We start from the raw sequence: 20244 nt of genomic DNA, 5'->3' as shown, positions 1-20244 counted from the left end.
TTTCTCCTTTCCTGTATGTCAGATCGCCGAGACATCTGCAAGAAAGTCCGACATCTGATTCTCTGAGAGCTTGCTTACCCTTGCCACTCCGTACTTTTGCAGAAGCCCCTCGATCTTCTGGTTGTTCCTGCGGTCCATACGGATCTTGGTGACGATCACCTTCGTGATATCCTCAATCGTGACCTTCTTCTTAGAAGGCACACTACCCGGCTCTGCTTCTTTCGGAGCAGGCGCGTTAGCAGGTTTTTCCGTATCGTCTGGTGTGTCAACCGGATCGGGTTTTACTGCCTCTTTTGGGATAGACACCGGAGCAGACTTTTCTGTCTCTTTCGTGGATGCAGTCTCTTCCGTGGATGCAGGCTTTTCTCTGTCAATTTTCTCTGACATCTGGCTTAACGCATCGGAGGCTCTCTCCACGCCCAGAGCATCAAAGATGTTTGCAATCCCTCGGAACGTCTCCTTTAACCCTTCATTGAAGGTCTCCGCTTCAACAAAAATCCTGTAACTTGTCATATGGCCCTCTCCTTTCCCATGCTCGTCAATCTGCAACGATATCCGACAAAAGCTCCATCAGCTTCAGCCATTTCTTTCCTTCGCAGGCAGTAAAGTTGATCTGTGCCTCAAGATCTCCATCATCTGAATCATCGATATTGTCCGAACCATCTGTAACTTCCAGATCGTCCATCCCCTCTGTTTCGTCCGGTTCCCCCATAGAGCGGATCGGAATTCCCATCTTGCAGGCGATCCGGATTTCTGCCATCATGCCGTCAGAAATCTCCCTTGAGAAAATCCAAAGCTCATCGGCATCTCTTAAAAGCTCTCTTCCGATCATCAATCCGATTGCTCGATCTGCCGGATCATTTTCATTCAGAAACTGCGTGCAGAATACCGCGCTGCAGATGGGAACCCCTCCAAGAGCTGTAACGACCTTGCAGGCAGCCTTGGCACGTTTAAGATTGTTCTCAAGTTCTACTCTTGCCTCATCTGGATCCGCTGCATCCGGATGAATCTTTGAACAGATGTAAATGTGTGGGATACTTGTGGTCTTCTTTTTCATTTCCTTATCCTTTCTTGTGTATGCTGAACTGCGGTTTTCTATATCCATGTCTATGAGGTATCCATTCCAAGTCCTCCCTTCCAAGGTGCTATAGGATTGATCCCTACACTTACAGTCGTGGGAGGACCCGAAATGGGGACAGGCTCTCAAAAAATTTAAAAAATATTTTTTCGGTTGATCTTGGATTCGGCTCTCTTAAGGTGTGTCTTGACGGAATCCCTTGAAATCTCCAGAATATCCGCGATTTCCGTCTGCTTGTATCCAAACAGATGATAAAGAAGATAGATCTTCCTCTGCTGGCTTGTGAGCTTGGAAAGCTCCTCCTCGATGCTCTCCATCCGGATATATTCCTCCTCCGGATTCGGGAAACGATACGACGTATAGGAAGAAGCCACATCCTCTTTTTCTTCCTCCGCCTTTGTTCCCTTGCGGTCGCCCTTCCGGTTCATGGAATTTTCTTCAATCTGAAAACCGCCCTGCGTGATCACAGCAAAATACCAGGGAAGTGCTCCGAAGGCATTCTCCGTGTTGTTCTGCTTCTGATATTGCTTCTCGTTCTCCCTAAGAGGAGTAAAGTAATAGGTGTGTTCCCTGCAGTCCGGAAGGAACACAACAGTTCTGCCGGATCCATTGTCGTAAGAAGCGTAGCCGTTCTTGTACGCGACGCAGTCTTCCGTGTTCACCATGACCGGGACATTCTCGCGCAGCATCTTTACCGTCGGTGTCTTCTCAAGCTTTGTCACCTTGCCGATCGCCTTAAGGAGGTCATCCAACGTAATGTCGATGCTGATCGATGCCGATGCCTGGTTGATCTTCTTGTTTGTGTTCTCTTTCTGTGCTGCTGTCTGTACTGCCGCCTGATGGATAGAAATCGATACTGAAACCATAAAAAATCTCCTTTGCCGTTCTGGCCTGATGGCCCAGACGCATTGGCAAAGGAGTGGTGCTTCGATCTTTCACAGACGGTGATCCGAGAAGGGAATCCATTTCTACAGGCCTAAAAATGAGCGCAAAAAGGAAAGGGTTCCTCCCCACGGTTTCCGGAATCTTTCCTTGGTTCTGGTACCGTTTGTGAGAATCCTCTGCCAACTGCGCTTGTTAGGCCGATATTCTGTTTTTGTTATGTCTGCTGCATGCCTGCAACAGGGTTTAAAGTGTGTCCGTGATAAATGTGGTGAACCACATGGGCGGTGGTCTTGCCGTTTTCTTCATTGCTTCTTCCTCCTCGTATTGCGGACAGTTCTGACCCTCTTGACCGGATTGTTTTTCCTACTACAAGCCGGAAAGAACAACCTGGACTTGAAACAGCTGATATTCGTTCCCACACCTATACAGATTTGAGAGGGCATTTTATCGGGTCCTTAATAAAAATATTTTGAAAAAATGTTCTAAATCTCCATCGGGTGAGATTTCGTCAGGTGAGATTCCATCATTCTATGTAAGTATGATAGATTCTGATGAAACTATCATTTTCCAGCACAGGTTCTTCGCTGTACTGACCAGTGCTGTTACCGCTCACATATATACGGACCATTCAGAGCAAAATCGGAAATAGGAAATCAAATTTTCCGATTGATGAAGATATGCAGCTGTCATCTGGATTAATCCGGCTCTGTACAGTAAAAGCTGCCGGAGGGATGAAATACTTCCTCTACTAAGAGCCATAGAAATCAACCGCCTCTGGCAAACTCCCGGTCATGTCGGATATAAAGAGCCTCTCCTCATGTCCAGTCGAATGATGCCGGTAATTGTTAACCCTCTGCCTTCGAATTCAGACAGATGACCAACAGTCTTTCCTTATATTTCCTATATGTATATGGTCGATTTTTGGGCGAAAATTTCTGTACGTGCGGATTTTTTAAAGTTTTTTCATGGACAGTCACTCCTTCCTTTTACGGACACAAGGGAACTGATTTTGTGATCTTCTCCTAAAATTCTTTATGTAAGCATGCAAATCTGTAGAAGCCGATATGTCGAGCAAGCTCCGAGACGTTTAAAGCACAAAAAAAAAGCCGGACATGCGTCCGGTGACCAAAGGGTAATATTCACCCTTCCATCATCAAACTACATGTCCGGCTTTGCTCGCTGCATGTTGCAGGTCACGTGGTACACATTTCGTCCACACCTATGCGCGGCTATTTGCTCGGTACAACCGTTATTCTATTTTTCATCATGACTGCCATAACCGTCTTGCAACGAGGACACTTGATCTTAATTGTTCCATGCGTATCGGTCCTCATGTCAAAAAGCCTGTGGCTACAGCAGGGGCATTTGATTGCGATTGTTCTCTCTCCCTCATCCATACGATTCCACCGTCCTTCTTCATAAGCCGTAAGGGCTGTGATAGTCCATGTAGTCGTATGGGGTTTCGCTGCTCCCATATGCCTTGCTGGCAACAGTTTTCTTTCTTCCCGGTAATGTTCTCTCCGCGTCCTCTCTCGTCTTGAACAGCCGGCTGGCTCTTAAGTTTATGCCTGCCCCGCCGGCAGCGACGGTATAAAAATCTCCATAACTTCTAAGAATAACGACAGGCGTCACATAGGAATGATTTTCGACAATGTACGCCTTTTCTCCTACTTTGAATGTCATCTGCTTCCTCCATAGATGGACATTCTCAGCCAAAAGGGAAAGTCAGACTGAAAATGCTGCAATCCCGCACGGTTCTTATGCGCAGCATCTGTTCTGATTAGATCTGCACACATCGTTTTTTGCTAAGGTAGCGAATCTTGCTGAACGATAAACTTTGGTTGCTGTTGCGTCTCTGTTACTTCTAATCTGCTGCTTCTTTTTTGTTGTTACACCTCTGCTTCATCTCTCCTACTCCAGATCCTTAATGACTTTAATGGCCACCCCCTGTATCTCACACGTCGGAACGTAGATATCCTCCATGTGGTCGTTCTCCGGATGAAGCCGGATCCGGTTAAACTCCGGTTCTGGGAAGTAGCGCTTGAGCGTTGCCTCCGTCTCCATGAGCGCCACCACGATCTGCCCCGGCTCAGCGCTGTCCTGCTTTCGAATGAGGACCAGGTCTCCGGTGTTAATCCCGGCATTCACCATCGAATCCCCATCCGCACGCAGCAGGTAAAACGTGCCTCTGCCGAAGAGCACGACCGGAAGGTCTACATACTCCTCGATGTTCTCCTCCGCAAGTTTCGGAACACCACAGGCCACAGCCCCAAGGAGAGGAACAGAGATCTTCCCGGTCTGGCTGTCCATCTGGCGTTTCGTCCGATAGCCCTGATGGCCGTGATAATCGATCAGATTGTTTTTTCTCATGTACTGGAGATATCGACTGACGGTTGCCGTCGAGAGGTGCGTTCCGTCTGCGACCATCTGGTTGGTAGGGGATACACCATACTCATCCCAGTAGTCCTCGATAAATTTCGCCAGTACATCAAAGTACTCCTCGTTCTTATGGCGCATGACATTTTTCCTATCTGTAATATTTATTACACTTGCAAGTAAAATAATACCCCGGACAAGCCGGGGTGTCAATGGGGAATTTTGAAATGATGTTACTCTTCTTCGTTCTCGTTCGTAACCAACACTTCCGGCACGTCCTCACATGCAGGAACCATCTTTTTGATCACGGCAAATAGCTCTGAAAACCACACTGATGGGCAGCACCAGCTCTCAGTTCGACGGCTTTTGTCTTCGTATGTGACTATAATCTCTGTGATACCAAGGTCCTTGTACATCAGCTTTTCATCCGAATCGAGGTAGCGGGGAAGAAGCGTCTCAACCTGATGGTAAAGAGCAGCAAATATAGGGCTGTCCGTCTTATAGAACCACTTCCGAGGACGGTTCATCTCACTTTGATAATACGGCTTATAGGTATATTCGATGGAGTGCGGTGTCAGTGAAATACGATCCTGAAATGCTATATCCACCGGGCAATATCCGGAACTTCCCTTGATTGTAATTCTGATAATTTTCATTAGGTTTCCGTGTTTGGGATCTGACATATGTACACCTCTTGCTTCATGTTCAACACTGCCTCACAGTGAATATTGATCCACTCAAACTCATTACCTACTTCAGTCCATCAATCTGTGGAAGCAATTCATCCAGTCTGGTGACGATACGCTGATTCATTCTGAAGTCTTCTCATCTGCCGTCAACTTCTGATACATCTTCATCAGTTCCGCTACGCAGTCTGCTTCTGACATTTTCGTGGAAAAGCCATATGCCTTCATCACCGCGATATCATTTGCCGTGTGGGCCTCTCTGAGCTCAGGCGGCATGGTTAAAGGATCATACAGATCAGCGAGAGAACTGTCCGGGTAAAGAGCTCGGGCGTCGAGGATACCCTGAGCGGTCTGCTCGATGCGTGCCTTCTGCTCGTTTGTAGGAGATGGCCAAGGGAAATTGTTGTAAACCGCAGGCGAATAGCTATAATCGCTCTTTAATCTTCCACAAACCACGCGTGTCCATGCCATATGGGCATTGGACATCATTATGCCAAACATGAGCATAGTAGCTTCTGGAACTAAATATAGCTTATTACTCGCTATGATATCCGGAGACATAAAACTTATAGGTATATACCTTCTATTCTGAGAAGAGACCTCCGGAACAGCAAGATAATTTGTTGTTGGCTGTCTGATTTGCGTAAATAACATTGGAGTCTGAGCATCTTTGTTCACAGATTTGGTAGGACTTTGCAGCCGCACCTCCTCAACTTTTTTTATCCTATCCATAATTGGTGGAATGTTCCGATATGCTGATGGCGCAACGCCTTTAAGCCACAGACAATACCTCACCTCGTTATTGATCAAATCCCTGGATCCAACAAATCTCTTTATGAATTCTTCCGATGCAGGATATTTCCGAATCAACTGTTTTCTTTCTTCCTTTGAAAGCAGCAGAAATCCGCCATCTGTTGGTTGGCTTCCCTTGCTCATTGCTGGCAGGCCGGATAATTGACGTCCTCGTGACTCAATAAAAACGTCTGGCGCATCCAAAAGATATCCATTAATGTGGGATGCCTCATGTGGCTGATCTTCAACAAAAAGGAGTTTTTTTCCATCCACATGATATCCCGTAAAACCTATAATCACACAATGAACATGCGCCTTATCATTGGCTTCACTATCCCATACAAATGTTCGATATGCAAACTGTATCTCAAGGCCTTTTTCAAATAAGAATTTCCATAATAAGCCAACAGATTCCCCTTGAGTAATTGAATTAGTAGAAACAAATGCAACTTTGATATTTGTCCCTTGAATAAAATCGCATGCCTTGTTATACCAAGCAGACACATAGTCCAATTTTCCGTGTTTTTTCAAATCATGGAAAGCAATTTCCATATCAGTATTTTGCGATTTAGAACGATACTGATGTCCCACAAACGGCGGATTACTGCATGATATACATCAGCTTATCTTTCGGCACGACCTTATTCCAATCAAGCCGCAGCGCATTCCCCTCTGTGATATTCACATAGGTCTTAAGCGGCAGGAAGTCCTGATTGAAGCCATAGAGAATGCTCTTTGTCTCCTCCAGCATCTGAGACTCTGCGATCCAAAGTGCGGTCTTCGCAACCGTTACCGCAAAATCATTAATCTCAATGCCATAAAACTGCTGAATCGACACCCGGATTGGATTCAGGCTATTGGAAACAAACGTAATCTGTCCGTTCTGCTTTTCCTGCAACACCTGGTTCTCGAGTCTGCGAAGACTCAGATAGGATTCCGTGCAGAAGTTTCCACTTCCTGCTGCGGGATCCAGGCAGTAAATCGAAGCTAGCTTCTTCTGGAATGCGTCCAGTTTATTTCTCTTCGTCCGCGGCTGCGCGATGGCACAGATTTCCTTAAATTCTGCTTTCAGATCATCCAGAACAGCGGGTCAATGACCTTGTGAATGTTATCGATCGAAGTATAGTGCATGCCTCCGGAACGTCTTGTCTCCGGGTTGAGTGTAGACTCGAAAACCGCGCCAAAAATGGTCGGGCTGATATCTGACCAGTTGAAGTTTTCACTCGCCTCCACCAGAAGTAGCTCCCTGATCTCATCCGTGAACATCGGAATTTCGATATTCTCATCCGAAAACAGCCCGCCGTTTACATAAGGAAAAGCTGCTAATTCAGGCTCAAGATACGGATCTCTTTCTTCCGGCTTCTGGTCAAGCACGCGGAACAGATCGATAAGTGCGTTTCTCATGCGCTCCGTCCGGAAGCTCTGGAGATAGTCATGGAACATAGCTCGCTCTCCGAAGATTCCAGCATCCTCAGCGTATAGGCAGAAGACAAGTCGTACGCAAAGCGCATTCAGACTCTTTAATGAGTGCTCATTGGTCGGATCCTTATATTGCTTAATAAAGGCGTCATATAACTTTCCAACAATATCTCCGGCCTTGATGGAAATCTCCATCTCATGGGACAACCGCTTTACGTCCTTCTTAACAAGAAAATCCAGAAGAGAAAATTTTGTCTGCAGATCCGGCAATGAAATCTTGTCAGGCTTAGGAACCACCATATCCATGTCATATATCCAGATCTCAGCAAAATTACAAGTTACAATCCATCGAGCCTTCTCCGATAACGGCAGATTGTCGTTATACCTTTTTGCCTGCTCATAAGGTGTAAGCACCTTTCCACCGGACTGGACCTCTTTTTCATCAAGAGGGTGCGTGCTTCCTTTCTGCTCAATAAGGACCTTCTTATCAGATATGTATCCATCAATGTATCTTGTATGAATCTTGCCATCACTTTCCGGTAGTTTCACCGGCTTCTCAAACTGAATATAATCAATTGCATTGCTAACCCCGAGGACGTTCTGAAGCAGCCCCAGCCAGTACGTATGGCAGTCTTGCTTCTCATCTCCGCCTTTTCTCCACTTATTTACAAACTGATGTGCAGCCTCTCTCTGCTCAGCGTCCGTCATATTCCCTATCTCCCGTGCATTCTTAATGTGAAACAATATACTGATCCATATCCTATTTATTCATACACCAATATTCCTTTTCCCATGCATTTCTGCATGTAATCATCGGATGTACCGGATCATCAGCTTTGCTCTGTCACAGTTCTTCCGTATCTTCATTATTGAGAATGAGGCCGGACAAACGTCTCAGATAGGCATTTGGCTCACGGCTGGACGGATCCGTATAGGAAGCCCTGATGACAACACTGCAGTTGCCGCTCCACTGACCTGCCTGCCGCACAGACTCTATGGCTGTCCGGATCTTTCTGGCAATGTTTCTGACTTCTTCCTTGCTGGTAAATCTCATGATCAGGTTAAAATAGCTTTCCTGGGTTCTGCCAATGATACAATTCCTGCCAGCGCAGTCTTTCAGAATACAGCCAACTTTCTGCAGAAGACGATCGCCAGAGCTGTCTCCATAAAGCTTTTTTACTTCCCGGTATTCCGGCACATACACCTCGATCATCGCAACATTCATGCCTGTCCGCCAGCGCTCAATGAGGAAGGAATAGACACCATCCGAAACACCACGGGCATTGGCAAGTCCGGTCACTGGATCAACAGATGAAAGCCTCCTGCTTTCTGCAATGGACTGCTGCTCTTCTGCAGCATCAATCATCGTTCCCAGAATTCCTATGATTCTGCCATCACGATAGACCGGAACCTTACTGACAACAATATGCTGATTAGAGCCATTGATAATACAGTCCCCATTGCGCAGATAAAACTTCCTGCCCTTCCTGAGAACTTCTTCCTCATCCCTTCTGAATGGCCCCGGATGAATATGCCATCCCATATCCTCATCGGTTTTGCCTATGATCTCTTTTTCAGACTGAATGCCAAAATATTGAAGAAAGCTCTTGCTTGCCCCAACGAACCTGCGCCTGTCATCCTTCCAGAAATACATGCGTTTTGCATTCATGATCAAATTCTTCCAGAGAATATCCCCGCTCATCTCCACATGCGTATGATCCTTGTATTCCTGGTGATACAAAGCCACAATCTCCTGAATATCTGCCTCTGGCAGGACGGCACTTACCGTCACGTGCAATACTTTATTAAAATCTGATCTCTGCACGGGAATCAGGATATGCAGAAACCATTGATATTCTCCCGATGCCGTCATACTCCGGAAAAAATCCATCAGTGCATTATTCCTGCTTTTCTCCAGACGTGCTTTCATAGTAGTGACATCCAGAAAATCTGCCAGCCGCTCCTGATCAGGCAGATAGCAGTAATTCATCCTCCAGGCATGAATCACCGCATCAATATGATGAAGCTCTGTGCCAACCCCCATCGGCTGATCCGACAGAGAAGACTTAATGCCCAGAACCGTATCATTTTCAAGGTCATAGATTGCAATATCATTGCACAAATAGTACAGATCGCTCATCGCGCCAAGCGATGCCTGCTGGAGATCCGCAACATTTACCTTCACATACTGTATATGAACGGTATACAGATAATGACTGCCCTGTCTGGCCACCACAGATGCTGTCAATTGCATATAGTGATCACCGGAAGGATAGGCTGCTGTCTGCGGTCCTTCTTTCCTTCTGAGCTGCTGATCCACAAACTGCCGATGAAAGATGTGGATCGGATCACCGGGCATATTGATCCTGTGCTCCCATTCAGTCAGATTATGCACATTATCCCTTGCCAGGATCTCTTTGTAAGCCTTATTCGCAAAGAGAATCTTCAGTGTTTCACCATCATCATCCACAACACACAAAGACTCATCCGTCAGATAGTCAATGCGGCTCAGTCTGGTCAGATAAGATCTCCAGATCGCCTTTTCAGGCTCCAGACCGCGCTGCTGAAAATACGATTTCAGTTTCTCTTCCGGCATCGGAGGCGCAAAGAAATACCCCTGTATGTTTTCACATCCGATTTCCCGCAAAAAGAGAAACTGTTCTTCTGTTTCAACTCCTTCGGCCAGAGTAGAAATATCCAGCTTCTTTGCCATGCGCACAATAGCCGTGATAATCTTCCGGGACTTCTCATCAAAATCCCGCAGGAAAGACATATCAAGCTTCAGCTTGTCAAAAGAATAGTTTTTCAATACCCCCAGAGATGAGTATCCGGATCCAAAATCATCCATCCACACCTTGTAGCCCATCTGATGAAAGCGCTGAATGAACCGGTCCACTTTATCTATATTTCTGATAAAAAAGCTTTCCGTAATCTCCAGATTGGTAAACTCTCTCGATACCGCATACTTCTTTGAAATCCGGTCAATCGCATCCGGAAGGTCATCATGCAGAAAGTCATTTCTGGACAGATTCACAGATGCCGGAATCGGAATGATTCCTTCTTTCATAGCCTCTGCATAGTCTTTGCAAACCTGTTCAAACACATAAAGATCCAGCTGACAGATCTGACCGGTTTCCTCCAGAATCGGGATAAACTGAGCCGGAGAAATCATGCCATAAACAGGATCAATCCACCTTGCCAGTGCCTCACAATTGCACACTGTTCTGGTCATGGTGCGGATGATCGGCTGATAATAGACATGAATCCAGCCATTTTCCAGTGCCCTGTCAAAATTCCGCATAATATGGAATTTTATGGCATTGTTTTTCTGAATATCGGCATCAAACCACGCATATGCAGAGACAGTTGTCCGGGAAAGGGATTCACACGCCAGTCTGGCTTTGTCACAGGCATCTGTCAGTCTGGTATCAGGATTGTCATACTTAAAGATGCCGGTCTTCACCGTCAGATTATTGCCGTCACCAAGCTGATTCATCCTGGCAAACAAGTCATTCAGCTTATCTTCAATCCGGTCATTTTCTGCATAGACGGCAAAGTGGTCACTTTCAAACCGGGAAGCTCTGTCCCTGCCAAAATACGTTTTGATCAGTTCGCCAAGAGCCCTGATCTGCCGGTCACCAACCTCAAGGCCATACCTGCTGTTATATTCCTTCAGTCCACTCAGATCAAAATACATGATGACAGGCACCTGCTTCTTTGCCCGGATCTTCGCAATGCCGGATACGGCATCATCGAAAAAATGCGTCATATTCTGCAGTCCGGTCAGACTGTCATAATGCTTTGCAAATTCTGTACTTTCAGATGGCGTATACTTGTCAGACAGAGATGTCAGCACTGCCGTGAGCAGACGGTCCTTACCCGTATCTGCCGTCTCATCTGTATACGTGATAAAAGCAATATCAGCACCATCTACCGTAATATATTTACCAATCGCATGAATCAGATGATAATCCTCCTGATCCTGACGGCGGTTTCTAAACACAATATCATAGTCATGCTTATGCATGGCAAAGTCGTAAGCACACTTCTCCATCCGCGCAATATCATCCGGATGCACATTCCGATAGAGATCCCTGCCAAGACCATACACTGCTTCCTCACTGCTGCTGTATCCAAAAAGACAGAGATATGCCCTGGAAACAAGAAGAGGCCTGATCTGTTCATCAACGTACTGATACACCGCAATCGGAATCGGGACATTCTCGATAAATGCACGTGTATCATCAGAAAACGCATAGGCTTTCATGTCCTCTTCCTCCCTTCTCATTTCCTGCTTTCCGGCAGACTGATAACTGACACACTTCTTTTTCAGAATACAACATCATAAGGAATACAGGGACTCTCCCCCCCCCCGCAAATTTTCAACACCGTACCAGTCACTGTAAAACGCCTCCTTGCGCACATCATTTACACCCTTGTCTGATCCTTTTCATCACAATGTTCTTCCGCACTCTGACTGATCTGGCCATCCACGGCAAAGATCTGATTTCTTCCGTTTTTCTTTGCCGCATACAACGCATCATCCGCACATTTATAGATTGCCCCCGCGCTCTCGCTTTCCCTGATCTGCACACATCCAATCGAACAGGTAATCCCACTGCCGTCAGGAAGCCTGACCGTACGAATCGCTTCGGCGGCAAGCCTCACTCTCGCCATCGGATCACGGCCTGAAAGAAGAATGGCAAACTCATCGCCGCCAATCCATCCTGTCGCAACCTTAGCTTTATCAAAACCATTATTTGTCAATTTATAATCGCACTCATAGGAAGCACCGGGATTATCAATAAATGCCTGTTTTCCTGCCGGGAATAAATCATTGACAACATCCGTGCACGATTCCGGAGCAATCTGCAGCAAAGACCACAGCATATTTGTAGCAACCGCACGAATACAATAATCGCCAACCTGATGCCCGAACCGGTCATTGATCTCCTTGAAGTGATCAATGTCGATCACCGCAAAGACATACTCCGCATCAGGCATGCCGGAAAGAATCCGATCCACTTCGGCAAAGAAATACTGATGATTTAGCAGACCGGTCAGGCTGTCAATATTTGCCATGAAGTGATAGTGATTACTGATGAGATAGTGATGAATCCTCTCCCTGTGAAAGAAATAGGCAATAAAACCGCAAACCAGGAAGAAGGAAAAGGCATTGAGCACATCCCAGGAAGCAATGGCAGGAGCCTTGACAAGATAAGAGCTGATATCAAAAATCAGCATGCAGCCAAGCTCAAAGAGCATCAGATAACCGAGTGAATAATTCAGAAACAGAGCTACCAGGGCCTGCATTACCAGGAAGGATGTTGCTACCTGATGAGGATCCACAATGGACGCAACAATCCCGAAAAACATCAGGCCGGCACAGGCAGAACCAATATCGATACGCGCTGCCCGGACATTGCCAGTCTTCCTGTGATGCGGCATCGCGAACTGTACCTCCACAAGGATTGTATAGACCAGGCAGAGCTCATAGCAAGGCGCAAAAGAACGATTGATCACGCCAGACAAAGACAGAATGGCATAAACAAACATCATGACCATCAGAATATGATTAAGAATCCGCGCCGATTTCCAGTTCTCCTCCGCAATCTGTTCTTTGCAGGAGTCATACTGATCTGACTCAAATCCATAGCAATTGTATCGACGTATACACTTTCCAACCATAGGCCCCCCACTGACACCCTCACGATCAAAATCAATATACCACTGATATTGTATAACTGTGTTCAAAAATAAACATCTACCAGCTGAGCTGGTGGTTTTTCACAACACGGGCTCTTAAGCCCTCATAATACTGGCAGCACTCAGAAGCGCATGTGCAATACGCCACTTGCAAACCATCACTTCTTCCCGTCTAACGGATCTCCCAGATCTAACGTCAGTTGGTCCGCAGCTCTGTCTTCATCCAGCTGATGCGCAATATTTTCCTGTATCTTCTTTGTGTTTTTTCCAACTGTATCAACATAATGCAAACTGCGCCACAGACCGGACAGTTTTGCGGAGCAAAACGGACGCGGAGCAGAGCGAGCGGACACTATAGCCTTATGATTTAAAAGCCATTCTCCTATACTGATGATAACCATCAATAGTGGTGGGAATTCATTTATTGGAGGTAGGCTATGCTAGACTACAAGGACATTCTAACCAAGCGGTACGTGCTGCGGCTTTCTCTTCGTGAGATCGCGGAGCAGACAGGAGCGGGAAAATCAGGAGTGCATGATTTCCTGAAGGCATTCGAAAAATGTGATGACCTGGATTTCCCGCCCCCGCCCGGGATCACGAACGCCGGGATTGCCATGAAGGTATATGGCAAGGTACCTGGAGAAGGTGGCCGGGATGAAAGTTACGAGTATCCCAACTACCAGCAGGTCCTGAAACTCATGAACGAGAGAAAGAACATGACGCTTCAGGTGTGCTGGGGCCGTTATGTCAAGCGCTGCAAGGCCGAGGAAAAGAAGCCGTACCAGTACCGGCAGTTCTGCGAGCTCTTCGGCAAGTGGTGCGAGGAGAACTACGAAACAGCGCACTTTACAGCGGTGATTGCCCAGACGATGGAAGTCGACTTCGCCGGAAAGACTTTCGATTTGATCAATCACCTTACCGGCGAGATCACACCGATCGTCGTATTTGTTGCAATCCTTCCGTATTCTCAGTACATCTACGCTGAAGGTATGGAATCCACAAAGGAGATGCAGTGGATCGAAGTCAATAACAACGCACTGAAGGCTTTTGGCGGCGTCCCCGCCATCGTTGTTTGTGATAACTGCAAACAGGCTGTAATCGCAAACAAGGACTGGATACAACCGGAGCTGAATCAGGACTATGCTGAATGGGCGGAGCATAACCACACGGTGATCCTTCCCGCCAAGGTCCGGAAACCCCGTTTCAAATCCTCTGTGGAAAACGCGGTCGGCATTCTCGAGAAGGGATTCTTCCACGACTTGGAGGAACACAGGTATTTCTCGCTTCAGCAGTTCAACGAAGATCTCTGGGAGAAGTTGGATGAGCTGAATGACGCTCCGTTTAAGAAGAAGGAACATTGCCGCTCCTACTATTGGGCAGAAGAAAAGGAAGAGCTGATGCCGCTCCCCTCCACGCAATACCACTACATGGAGCGGGCCACGGCAAAGGTATCAAGCGACTTCCACGTACGCTTTGATAATGCTTATTATAGCGTAGACAAAGCATATCTGCACAAAAAAGTCGTCATTCGTGCCACCGCATCCGTTGTCAAGATCTTCAGCCTCGAAGGCGATCTGATCATTGAATGGCCCAGAGCCACCTACAGAGGTGAATGGAAAACGGACTCCAGCCGCCTGCCGAAGAATTATGAAGATTTCTCGGAATGGAACAGCACCTACTTTATCCGGAAAGCTTCAACTGTAGGAAGCAATACAACCGAGGTGATCAAGCGTATCCTCAGAAGCCGGAAGCTGGAGGTTCAGACCTATAGGCTCTGTGTTGGCGTTCTTGGCTTTAGAAAGAAGTATAGCCGCTCTGCTCTGGAGGAATGCTGCAGGCGCGCTCTCGCTGCCGAGAGAGCAACATACACCTATATCAAAAATACCATCGGCGTGGTAGCCGAAGAGCTTGGAGTTGAGGGCTACAACACCGAAAAGAATAAAAAGCGGAACGAAGGCTCCTACATCATGGACAGTAGTTACTCTGACATGGAAAAACTGCTGAATCGCAGCCGTACTCTCGCGGACCAGTCCGGAAAGGAGGCGCAGCGATGAATACAGGAACAAAGGAGCTGAAGTCGATCCTGGAGGAACTTGATGAGCTGAAGCTGCCGCATATGGCTGCGGAGCTTGAAGCTCTTTATAAGCAGCCAGCTTTTGTTAATACAGGCCGCCTGGAGCTGATCAGCGCCATCATCCACGCCGAATACATCATAACTGTTACAAACCGCTATACATCGCGTTTGAAGAAGGCGAAGCTGAAAGGCAGTGACAGCTGTCTTGACCAATGCGTTGATTCAAAAGAACGCCAGTACCAGCCACAGGATATCAACAAAACACTTTCATCTCTGGATTTCATCCAGAACGGCATGAATCTTTGTATCTTTGGGGCCTCTGACAGCGGAAAGACCTATCTTGCGAGGGCACTCGGCGCAGAAGCATGCCGGGAATACCGTGTAGGCTACTACCACTGTGAAGAGATGGTAAGTGAGCTGGCAGCCATTCGAAAGATAGATTTCAAGCAATACCAAAAGAAAGTAAAGGCAATCATCAATCTTGATCTTGTGATTTTGGACGACTTTCTTCTGCACCCAATCACAGAGGATGATGAAGTCAAGGCTCTGTACGATGTCCTAGAAAAACGGAACGAATTGTCAAGGAGCTGTATGATCTGCTCGCAGCGCGAGCCAAAGGCATGGCCTTCCATGCTGATGGAGGATGAGGTATCATCCAACTCACTGCTCAAGCGCGTAACGAAACACTATATCGTAATGATTGAACGGAAAGTGACTTATTAATCCGCTGTCCGTTGCCGCCGCCGAGTGTCCGCTGGCAAACGCACCGGTGTCCGCTCGGCGGCGCAAAACGCAAACATAATAGCCACGGCACCAGAATTCTCGATTCCGATACTTGTACTTCATGTTCCCCCACTTCCCATATATCATGAGACTGCTTTTCCCTTTCAGGTATCCCATGAATTGAGAAACGCTTTATTTTGGTGAAATTTCTATCAACATATGCACATGGTCTGGACACACTTCGGCTTCCAATATATTCACTCCCTTCCACTTACATAGCTGCCTTATTATTGATCCAATTTCCACTCTCTTTTCCCCATAGAATATCTTTCTTTCTATATTTCGGTGCGAAGACAACATGGTACTTACAATTCCATGTTGCCACGGAGGCTGATCCGGCCATCCGTGATCTTCGTCTCCATGGTAATGTTGATGCCATTCACCCACCCGCTTCTGTTGATGGCAGGCGTGATGTAATTGAGTTTGATATCCTCCTCGGTCATCTGCTTTTTGTCAAGAATCATAGCAGCTGTCCCCCGCATATAAAAATCAATTGGATAAAATCAGTATACCATGAATAGGCTGTACCGGACTCTGAAAAAGCGAACATGTGTAAACAAAATCCGATATGTAGAACCACAGAGAAGCAGAAAAGCGATGCAGGGAATGATCCCCGCATCGCAACTCTTATACAAACCCGTATCCCACGCTTTACGAAGACACTCTATAGATAGTCTTCCCTTTTAAAGCAGAATTGGATGATGTATCTACTCGGCTATTATTTCCACTCTTAAGACTGACTTTCTTGTTATTGTCATCAAAATAATACCAGTTTCCTTCAATGTTGAACTTCAACCCATCCTGATCCGGAAGCACTACCTCTTTCAGCTTTGTCACGCCATATTTTGATAAATTCAGCAGATCAATCTGTCCGATTGTGATCCCGGAGAAATCGATTTTCTCAAGATTTGAATAATCCTTTAAAGCAGTCTCCGCATCTCTGCCAAAGAGAATTCCTTTATTTGTGTCGCCATTGTTCAGTGGATTATCTTCGTTTTGATACAGATTATTTTTTCCAAAGACAATTGATGTAATGTTTGCTTTATTCTTTACATTCTTTAAGACTGATCCATTTGTTATGTTGACGTACGAAAGTGTTCCCTGTTCAAACTGCAGGCTGTATGTATCATCTTTGTTCTTTACCACATAATCATTGACATTATCTGATGTTACATCTACTAATCCCTTCAGCTCCCAGACAGCCGATTGTGTTCCGCCTGTATTGATCGTTACCGCGACTATCCCACTTGCCTTTCCGGTATTTGGCGTCCCAGAGGCTCCGTCTTTTTTTGAATCAAAAGGATGGTGTGATTTTCCGTAACCCTCAATCGAGGATCTTGCCGTTTCAAGATCCGTTACCGTACCAGTCGCCGCATCATAATAATACGTTTTACTCTCAGTCATACCACTGTTCATGTACTCAGCTGCGGCAGCAGCTTTCGCAGATCTTACATTAGCCAAATCCACAGCCTTTCTGCTCTTCTCCAGCTGACTACTGAAGATCGGTATGCTGATAGCTACCAACACAGCAATGATGGCAACCACAATGAGGAGTTCCGCCAATGTGAAACCTTTTCTATTCTTTTTCATATTGTTGCCTCCTCCTTTCACCCACTGCACACCTCTTGTGATATTTCCAAGCGCCAGAACTAGTGTAATGGATAATGGCGTTACTTGATATTGTGCTTGTTCATCTTCTCTTTGAAGATATCCGTGATGATCGTTCTAAGCTCCTCACGCTCTTTTTCCGGCAGCTCTCCCGGGTTCTTTGCGACTGCATACAGCTCAGGATACTGACTAGCGATCCGCTCGATGGTTTTCGTCGTTGCGTGTTTTCTCACAAAGAAGGGAATCTTCTTGATCCACTCCTGTGGGACGAGAGCAAGGATCTTGTCAGCCGCCTCTTTATCACTGATCTCAGCGGTGGAAAGGCCGGCGTTGATTTGTTTCTGTTCTGTTGACGTGAAATCTTTCAAATCCATTTGCAATCCTCATTTGAATTTATTACTGACATGTAAGTGATATCGTCGTTTCTAAGTATAGTATCAATAATTCGGTGTGTTATGCTTGGCTTTTTCAATCCTTACTGCCGATGGAGTACCATCGTAGTTCTTTTTAACCATATAGAATTCAACAGTGTAATAGCCATTATACTCACCACTGTCACCATGATTATAAGGATCTAAGTCTTTCCAGAACTGTTCCTTTGCATTCGGCTTAGCAATAATATTATAAAATGGAAGATTGTTTGCCATTCCGCTCCAATTGTTAGCAGAACTGCTATGCAGGTAGACTCCCTTTATTCTAACGGCAGTGATATTACCGCCATAATCTGGTCCTCCGTAAAGGATGATATTGGGATTATCCGCAGGCGTAAAATAGTTAGAAGGAATGTTACCGTTATATTCAATGACATAACTCATCGCTTGTGAATACGCAGAACGTAAATTTGCCACCGATGTTGCATCCCTTGCCTTCTCCAGCTGCTTACTGAAGATCGGGATGGATATTGCAACAAGTACTCCGATTATGGCAACCACGATCAGGAGCTCTGCTAAGGTAAAGCCCTTCTTATTCTGTTTTTCCTTCATCTCCAATCACCTGCCTTTCATTACCACAAGCACACAATTGCAAGAAAAGTTCCATCTCCCTGCATGGCAACATCCCAATATCAGTAAACGCAGTCGGTGAGAACGGTATAAGACATTTTCCCAGTACTTAATAGCTTACCGCCCATGTTCATCTTCCACTTAGATATATCAGTTTCTCCTTTTCCTCCGCTTTGTGAGTAACCAATATTGGCAAAATCCTTATATTCAAATCCCATCTCATTATTAGGACTTGTCTTGCCCCAGCCCACATATGTGCACTGTCCTGTTTTTGTATCATATCTGAAATACATATGCTGATCACGATCCGTCGTTGTCGTTTCCTTGACCTCATCCGGCGTTTCCAGAAAACAGGTGATCGCTGCTGACATCGCAGAGCGTGCATTTGCTTGATTCGTAGCAAAACGAGCTTTCTTGAGCTGGGCGGTAAAGATCGGGATGGATATTACAACAAGTACTCCAATTATGGCGACCACGATCAGGAGCTCCCCCTAATGTAAAGCCTTTCTTATTCTGTTTCATTGGGCATCACTCCCCCTCTCATAATAACGCCCACAGGTTCCCAAAATTGCGGAAAACGACCTCATTATGTGCAAATGTGCACGTTGAAAATTGCAGGTCAGATGGTCCATCCAGGTCGTCTTCCTATGGGCTGATGAACCACATTCTTATATTACGCCCGCAGGTTCCGAAATCTGCGGAAAATGGCCTCATTCTGCGCAATAGTCTAGGGGCATTACAAGCGATGGACAGGCGCGTGTAATAGTGCAGAACAGGTCACGAATACATGCCTCAGGGGTATTCTGGTGGCAATATCCATTCCGATCTTCACATCGCAGTTGGAGAAGGCTAGAGAAGCTACTGATCTGGCTAATATTCGTGCTGCTAAAGCTGCATCGGTTGCGGCATATCTCAATGAAGAGAAGATCGGTGATAAACAGCTCGGATCAACACAGGATGGAGAAGTTTCGTTGATTTATGATGCTAACAATGGAAAACTTGTTAGCTCGGGTACCAATGTGACAAAGTACGGCAAAGGAACAACCACTGTAAGTAGTGAAAGTAATGCTCAGTTAGGATATAATCCTAAAATGGCCGCTGCTGATGTATTCACTGTAAAAATTGCGCAGGATGGAACTGTAACAATAACGTCCAATAAATAAAAATGATTCAAAGGAATTCATGCTTTGATTTCCTGTGATATCCCTCATCCTCGTGATGAGGGATTTTCCATATGATAAAACCCTCCAGATTTCTCCGGAGGGTCCGTCATACATACTACTCAAGAATTACGCGCCAAATTGCACAAAAACTGAGCCAACTTTACTCTCATTATCTGCTGTGAATTTTACTTCAATATTTTTACCACTCACGTTTTGACCCTTATAAGACATTCCGCCATCAGCTGCGGACCCTTGGAATGCTGCATACGCATTATCGCTTTTATCAGCAACAGTTGCAGTTCCTTTGCCTGCAGCTTTTGCAGTAGTCGTGATCTTACCAGTTGTTGTGTCATAATAATAAGTCTTGGTGTAGTCAATATCCGTGCCATCTACTTGACCTGTGAGTAGATCAGCAGTAGCTTCTGCATATGCAGCTCTAAGGTTTGCCTCATCCGTCGCCTCTCTAGCCTTCTCCAACTGCGATGTGAAGATCGGAATCGAGATGGCCACCAGAACACCCCACAACCATCATGGCTTACTTTAGTCTGTTCTTCTATTATACTATTGCAATAACAGTTTGACAACCACTGCGCAAAATAAAATCCTTCCCTTATCCACACAACCCTCGTGCATATATAGGAGCCTATCCGTTCTCTGATGCTTCGCTGAAGTG

The 20244-nt window shown here is 46.0% G+C and carries 20 protein-coding genes and 1 pseudogene; 3 read left to right on the top strand and 18 right to left on the bottom strand.

Features of this window, described 5'->3' with window-relative positions:
- Positions 1-18: 18 nt before the first annotated feature.
- The 11 genes from ACTQZS_RS13630 to ACTQZS_RS13580 all read right to left on the bottom strand — a co-directional run bounded on the left by ACTQZS_RS13630 (position 19) and on the right by ACTQZS_RS13580 (position 12924).
- Complete coding sequence (locus ACTQZS_RS13630) at positions 19-513, bottom strand: hypothetical protein (RefSeq protein WP_441476290.1); 495 nt, start codon at positions 511-513, stop codon at positions 19-21.
- Between the two features lie 25 nt (positions 514-538).
- Positions 539-1057 (bottom strand): DUF7768 domain-containing protein, encoded by a 519-nt coding sequence (locus ACTQZS_RS13625; protein ID WP_441476289.1) that lies wholly within the window; start codon positions 1055-1057, stop codon positions 539-541.
- A gap of 155 nt (positions 1058-1212) precedes the next feature.
- Complete coding sequence (locus ACTQZS_RS13620; RefSeq protein WP_441476288.1) at positions 1213-1944, bottom strand: RNA polymerase sigma factor; 732 nt, start codon at positions 1942-1944, stop codon at positions 1213-1215.
- Between the two features lie 1435 nt (positions 1945-3379).
- Entirely contained in the window at positions 3380-3646 is a 267-nt protein-coding gene (locus ACTQZS_RS13615; RefSeq protein WP_441476287.1) for a hypothetical protein, read from the bottom strand.
- A gap of 228 nt (positions 3647-3874) precedes the next feature.
- Entirely contained in the window at positions 3875-4480 is a 606-nt protein-coding gene (gene lexA, locus ACTQZS_RS13610; protein WP_441476286.1) for a transcriptional repressor LexA, read from the bottom strand.
- Positions 4481-4572: 92 nt separating this feature from the next.
- A complete protein-coding gene (locus tag ACTQZS_RS13605; RefSeq protein WP_441476285.1) occupies positions 4573-5022 on the bottom strand; it encodes a hypothetical protein in 450 nt (149 codons plus the stop codon).
- 126 nt (positions 5023-5148) lie between these two features.
- On the bottom strand, positions 5149-6408 hold the full coding sequence (locus tag ACTQZS_RS13600; RefSeq protein WP_441476284.1) for a type IIL restriction-modification enzyme MmeI: 1260 nt from the start codon (positions 6406-6408) through the stop codon (positions 5149-5151).
- A 10-nt stretch (positions 6409-6418) separates the two neighbouring features.
- Entirely contained in the window at positions 6419-6790 is a 372-nt protein-coding gene (locus ACTQZS_RS13595; protein WP_441476310.1) for a DNA methyltransferase, read from the bottom strand.
- A gap of 95 nt (positions 6791-6885) precedes the next feature.
- A complete protein-coding gene (locus tag ACTQZS_RS13590; protein WP_441476283.1) occupies positions 6886-7944 on the bottom strand; it encodes a type IIL restriction-modification enzyme MmeI in 1059 nt (352 codons plus the stop codon).
- A gap of 136 nt (positions 7945-8080) precedes the next feature.
- Positions 8081-11503, bottom strand: coding sequence for an EAL domain-containing protein (locus ACTQZS_RS13585; protein ID WP_441476282.1), 3423 nt, complete (start codon positions 11501-11503; stop codon positions 8081-8083).
- 161 nt (positions 11504-11664) lie between these two features.
- Complete coding sequence (locus ACTQZS_RS13580) at positions 11665-12924, bottom strand: GGDEF domain-containing protein (protein WP_441476281.1); 1260 nt, start codon at positions 12922-12924, stop codon at positions 11665-11667.
- 455 nt (positions 12925-13379) lie between these two features.
- Between ACTQZS_RS13580 and istA the strand changes: the two genes are divergently transcribed.
- Positions 13380-14996: an IS21 family transposase gene (gene istA / locus ACTQZS_RS13575; protein WP_441476280.1), complete on the top strand. Its 1617-nt coding sequence runs from the start codon at positions 13380-13382 to the stop codon at positions 14994-14996.
- On the top strand, positions 14993-15739 hold the full coding sequence (locus ACTQZS_RS13570; RefSeq protein ID WP_441476279.1) for an ATP-binding protein: 747 nt from the start codon (positions 14993-14995) through the stop codon (positions 15737-15739). The genes istA and ACTQZS_RS13570 overlap by 4 nt, the downstream gene beginning before the upstream one ends.
- A gap of 57 nt (positions 15740-15796) precedes the next feature.
- On the opposite strand, the pseudogene tnpA reads toward ACTQZS_RS13570, so the two are convergent.
- The 6 genes and pseudogenes from tnpA to ACTQZS_RS13540 all read right to left on the bottom strand — a co-directional run.
- A pseudogene (gene tnpA / locus ACTQZS_RS13565) lies at positions 15797-16142 on the bottom strand (IS200/IS605 family transposase); the annotation flags it as partial.
- Positions 16105-16263, bottom strand: a complete 159-nt coding sequence (locus ACTQZS_RS13560; RefSeq protein WP_441476311.1) for a hypothetical protein — start codon at positions 16261-16263, stop codon at positions 16105-16107. The pseudogene tnpA and the gene ACTQZS_RS13560, both read right to left, overlap by 38 nt.
- Positions 16264-16450: 187 nt before the next feature.
- Positions 16451-17389 (bottom strand): type IV pilin protein, encoded by a 939-nt coding sequence (locus ACTQZS_RS13555; RefSeq protein WP_441476278.1) that lies wholly within the window; start codon positions 17387-17389, stop codon positions 16451-16453.
- A gap of 80 nt (positions 17390-17469) precedes the next feature.
- The gene (locus ACTQZS_RS13550; protein WP_441476277.1) at positions 17470-17781 is read right to left on the bottom strand and encodes a hypothetical protein; all 312 of its coding nucleotides are present in this window, start codon (positions 17779-17781) and stop codon (positions 17470-17472) included.
- A gap of 63 nt (positions 17782-17844) precedes the next feature.
- Entirely contained in the window at positions 17845-18390 is a 546-nt protein-coding gene (locus tag ACTQZS_RS13545) for a type II secretion system protein (protein WP_441476276.1), read from the bottom strand.
- Between the two features lie 80 nt (positions 18391-18470).
- Entirely contained in the window at positions 18471-18884 is a 414-nt protein-coding gene (locus tag ACTQZS_RS13540; RefSeq protein ID WP_441476275.1) for a hypothetical protein, read from the bottom strand.
- A 330-nt stretch (positions 18885-19214) separates the two neighbouring features.
- On the opposite strand from ACTQZS_RS13540, the gene ACTQZS_RS13535 reads away from it, so the two are divergent.
- Complete coding sequence (locus tag ACTQZS_RS13535) at positions 19215-19571, top strand: hypothetical protein (RefSeq protein ID WP_441476274.1); 357 nt, start codon at positions 19215-19217, stop codon at positions 19569-19571.
- A gap of 126 nt (positions 19572-19697) precedes the next feature.
- Here ACTQZS_RS13535 and ACTQZS_RS13530 read toward each other — a convergent pair whose 3' ends face one another.
- A complete protein-coding gene (locus ACTQZS_RS13530) occupies positions 19698-20081 on the bottom strand; it encodes a hypothetical protein (protein ID WP_441476273.1) in 384 nt (127 codons plus the stop codon).
- Positions 20082-20244 lie beyond the last annotated feature (163 nt).

This window comes from Bilifractor sp. LCP19S3_H10, from assembly GCF_052119185.1.
In the GTDB taxonomy this organism is placed as follows: domain Bacteria; phylum Bacillota; class Clostridia; order Lachnospirales; family Lachnospiraceae; genus Bilifractor.
Note: the sequence above shows the minus strand (reverse complement) of the source record. Positions and strands in the feature narration are given on the sequence as shown.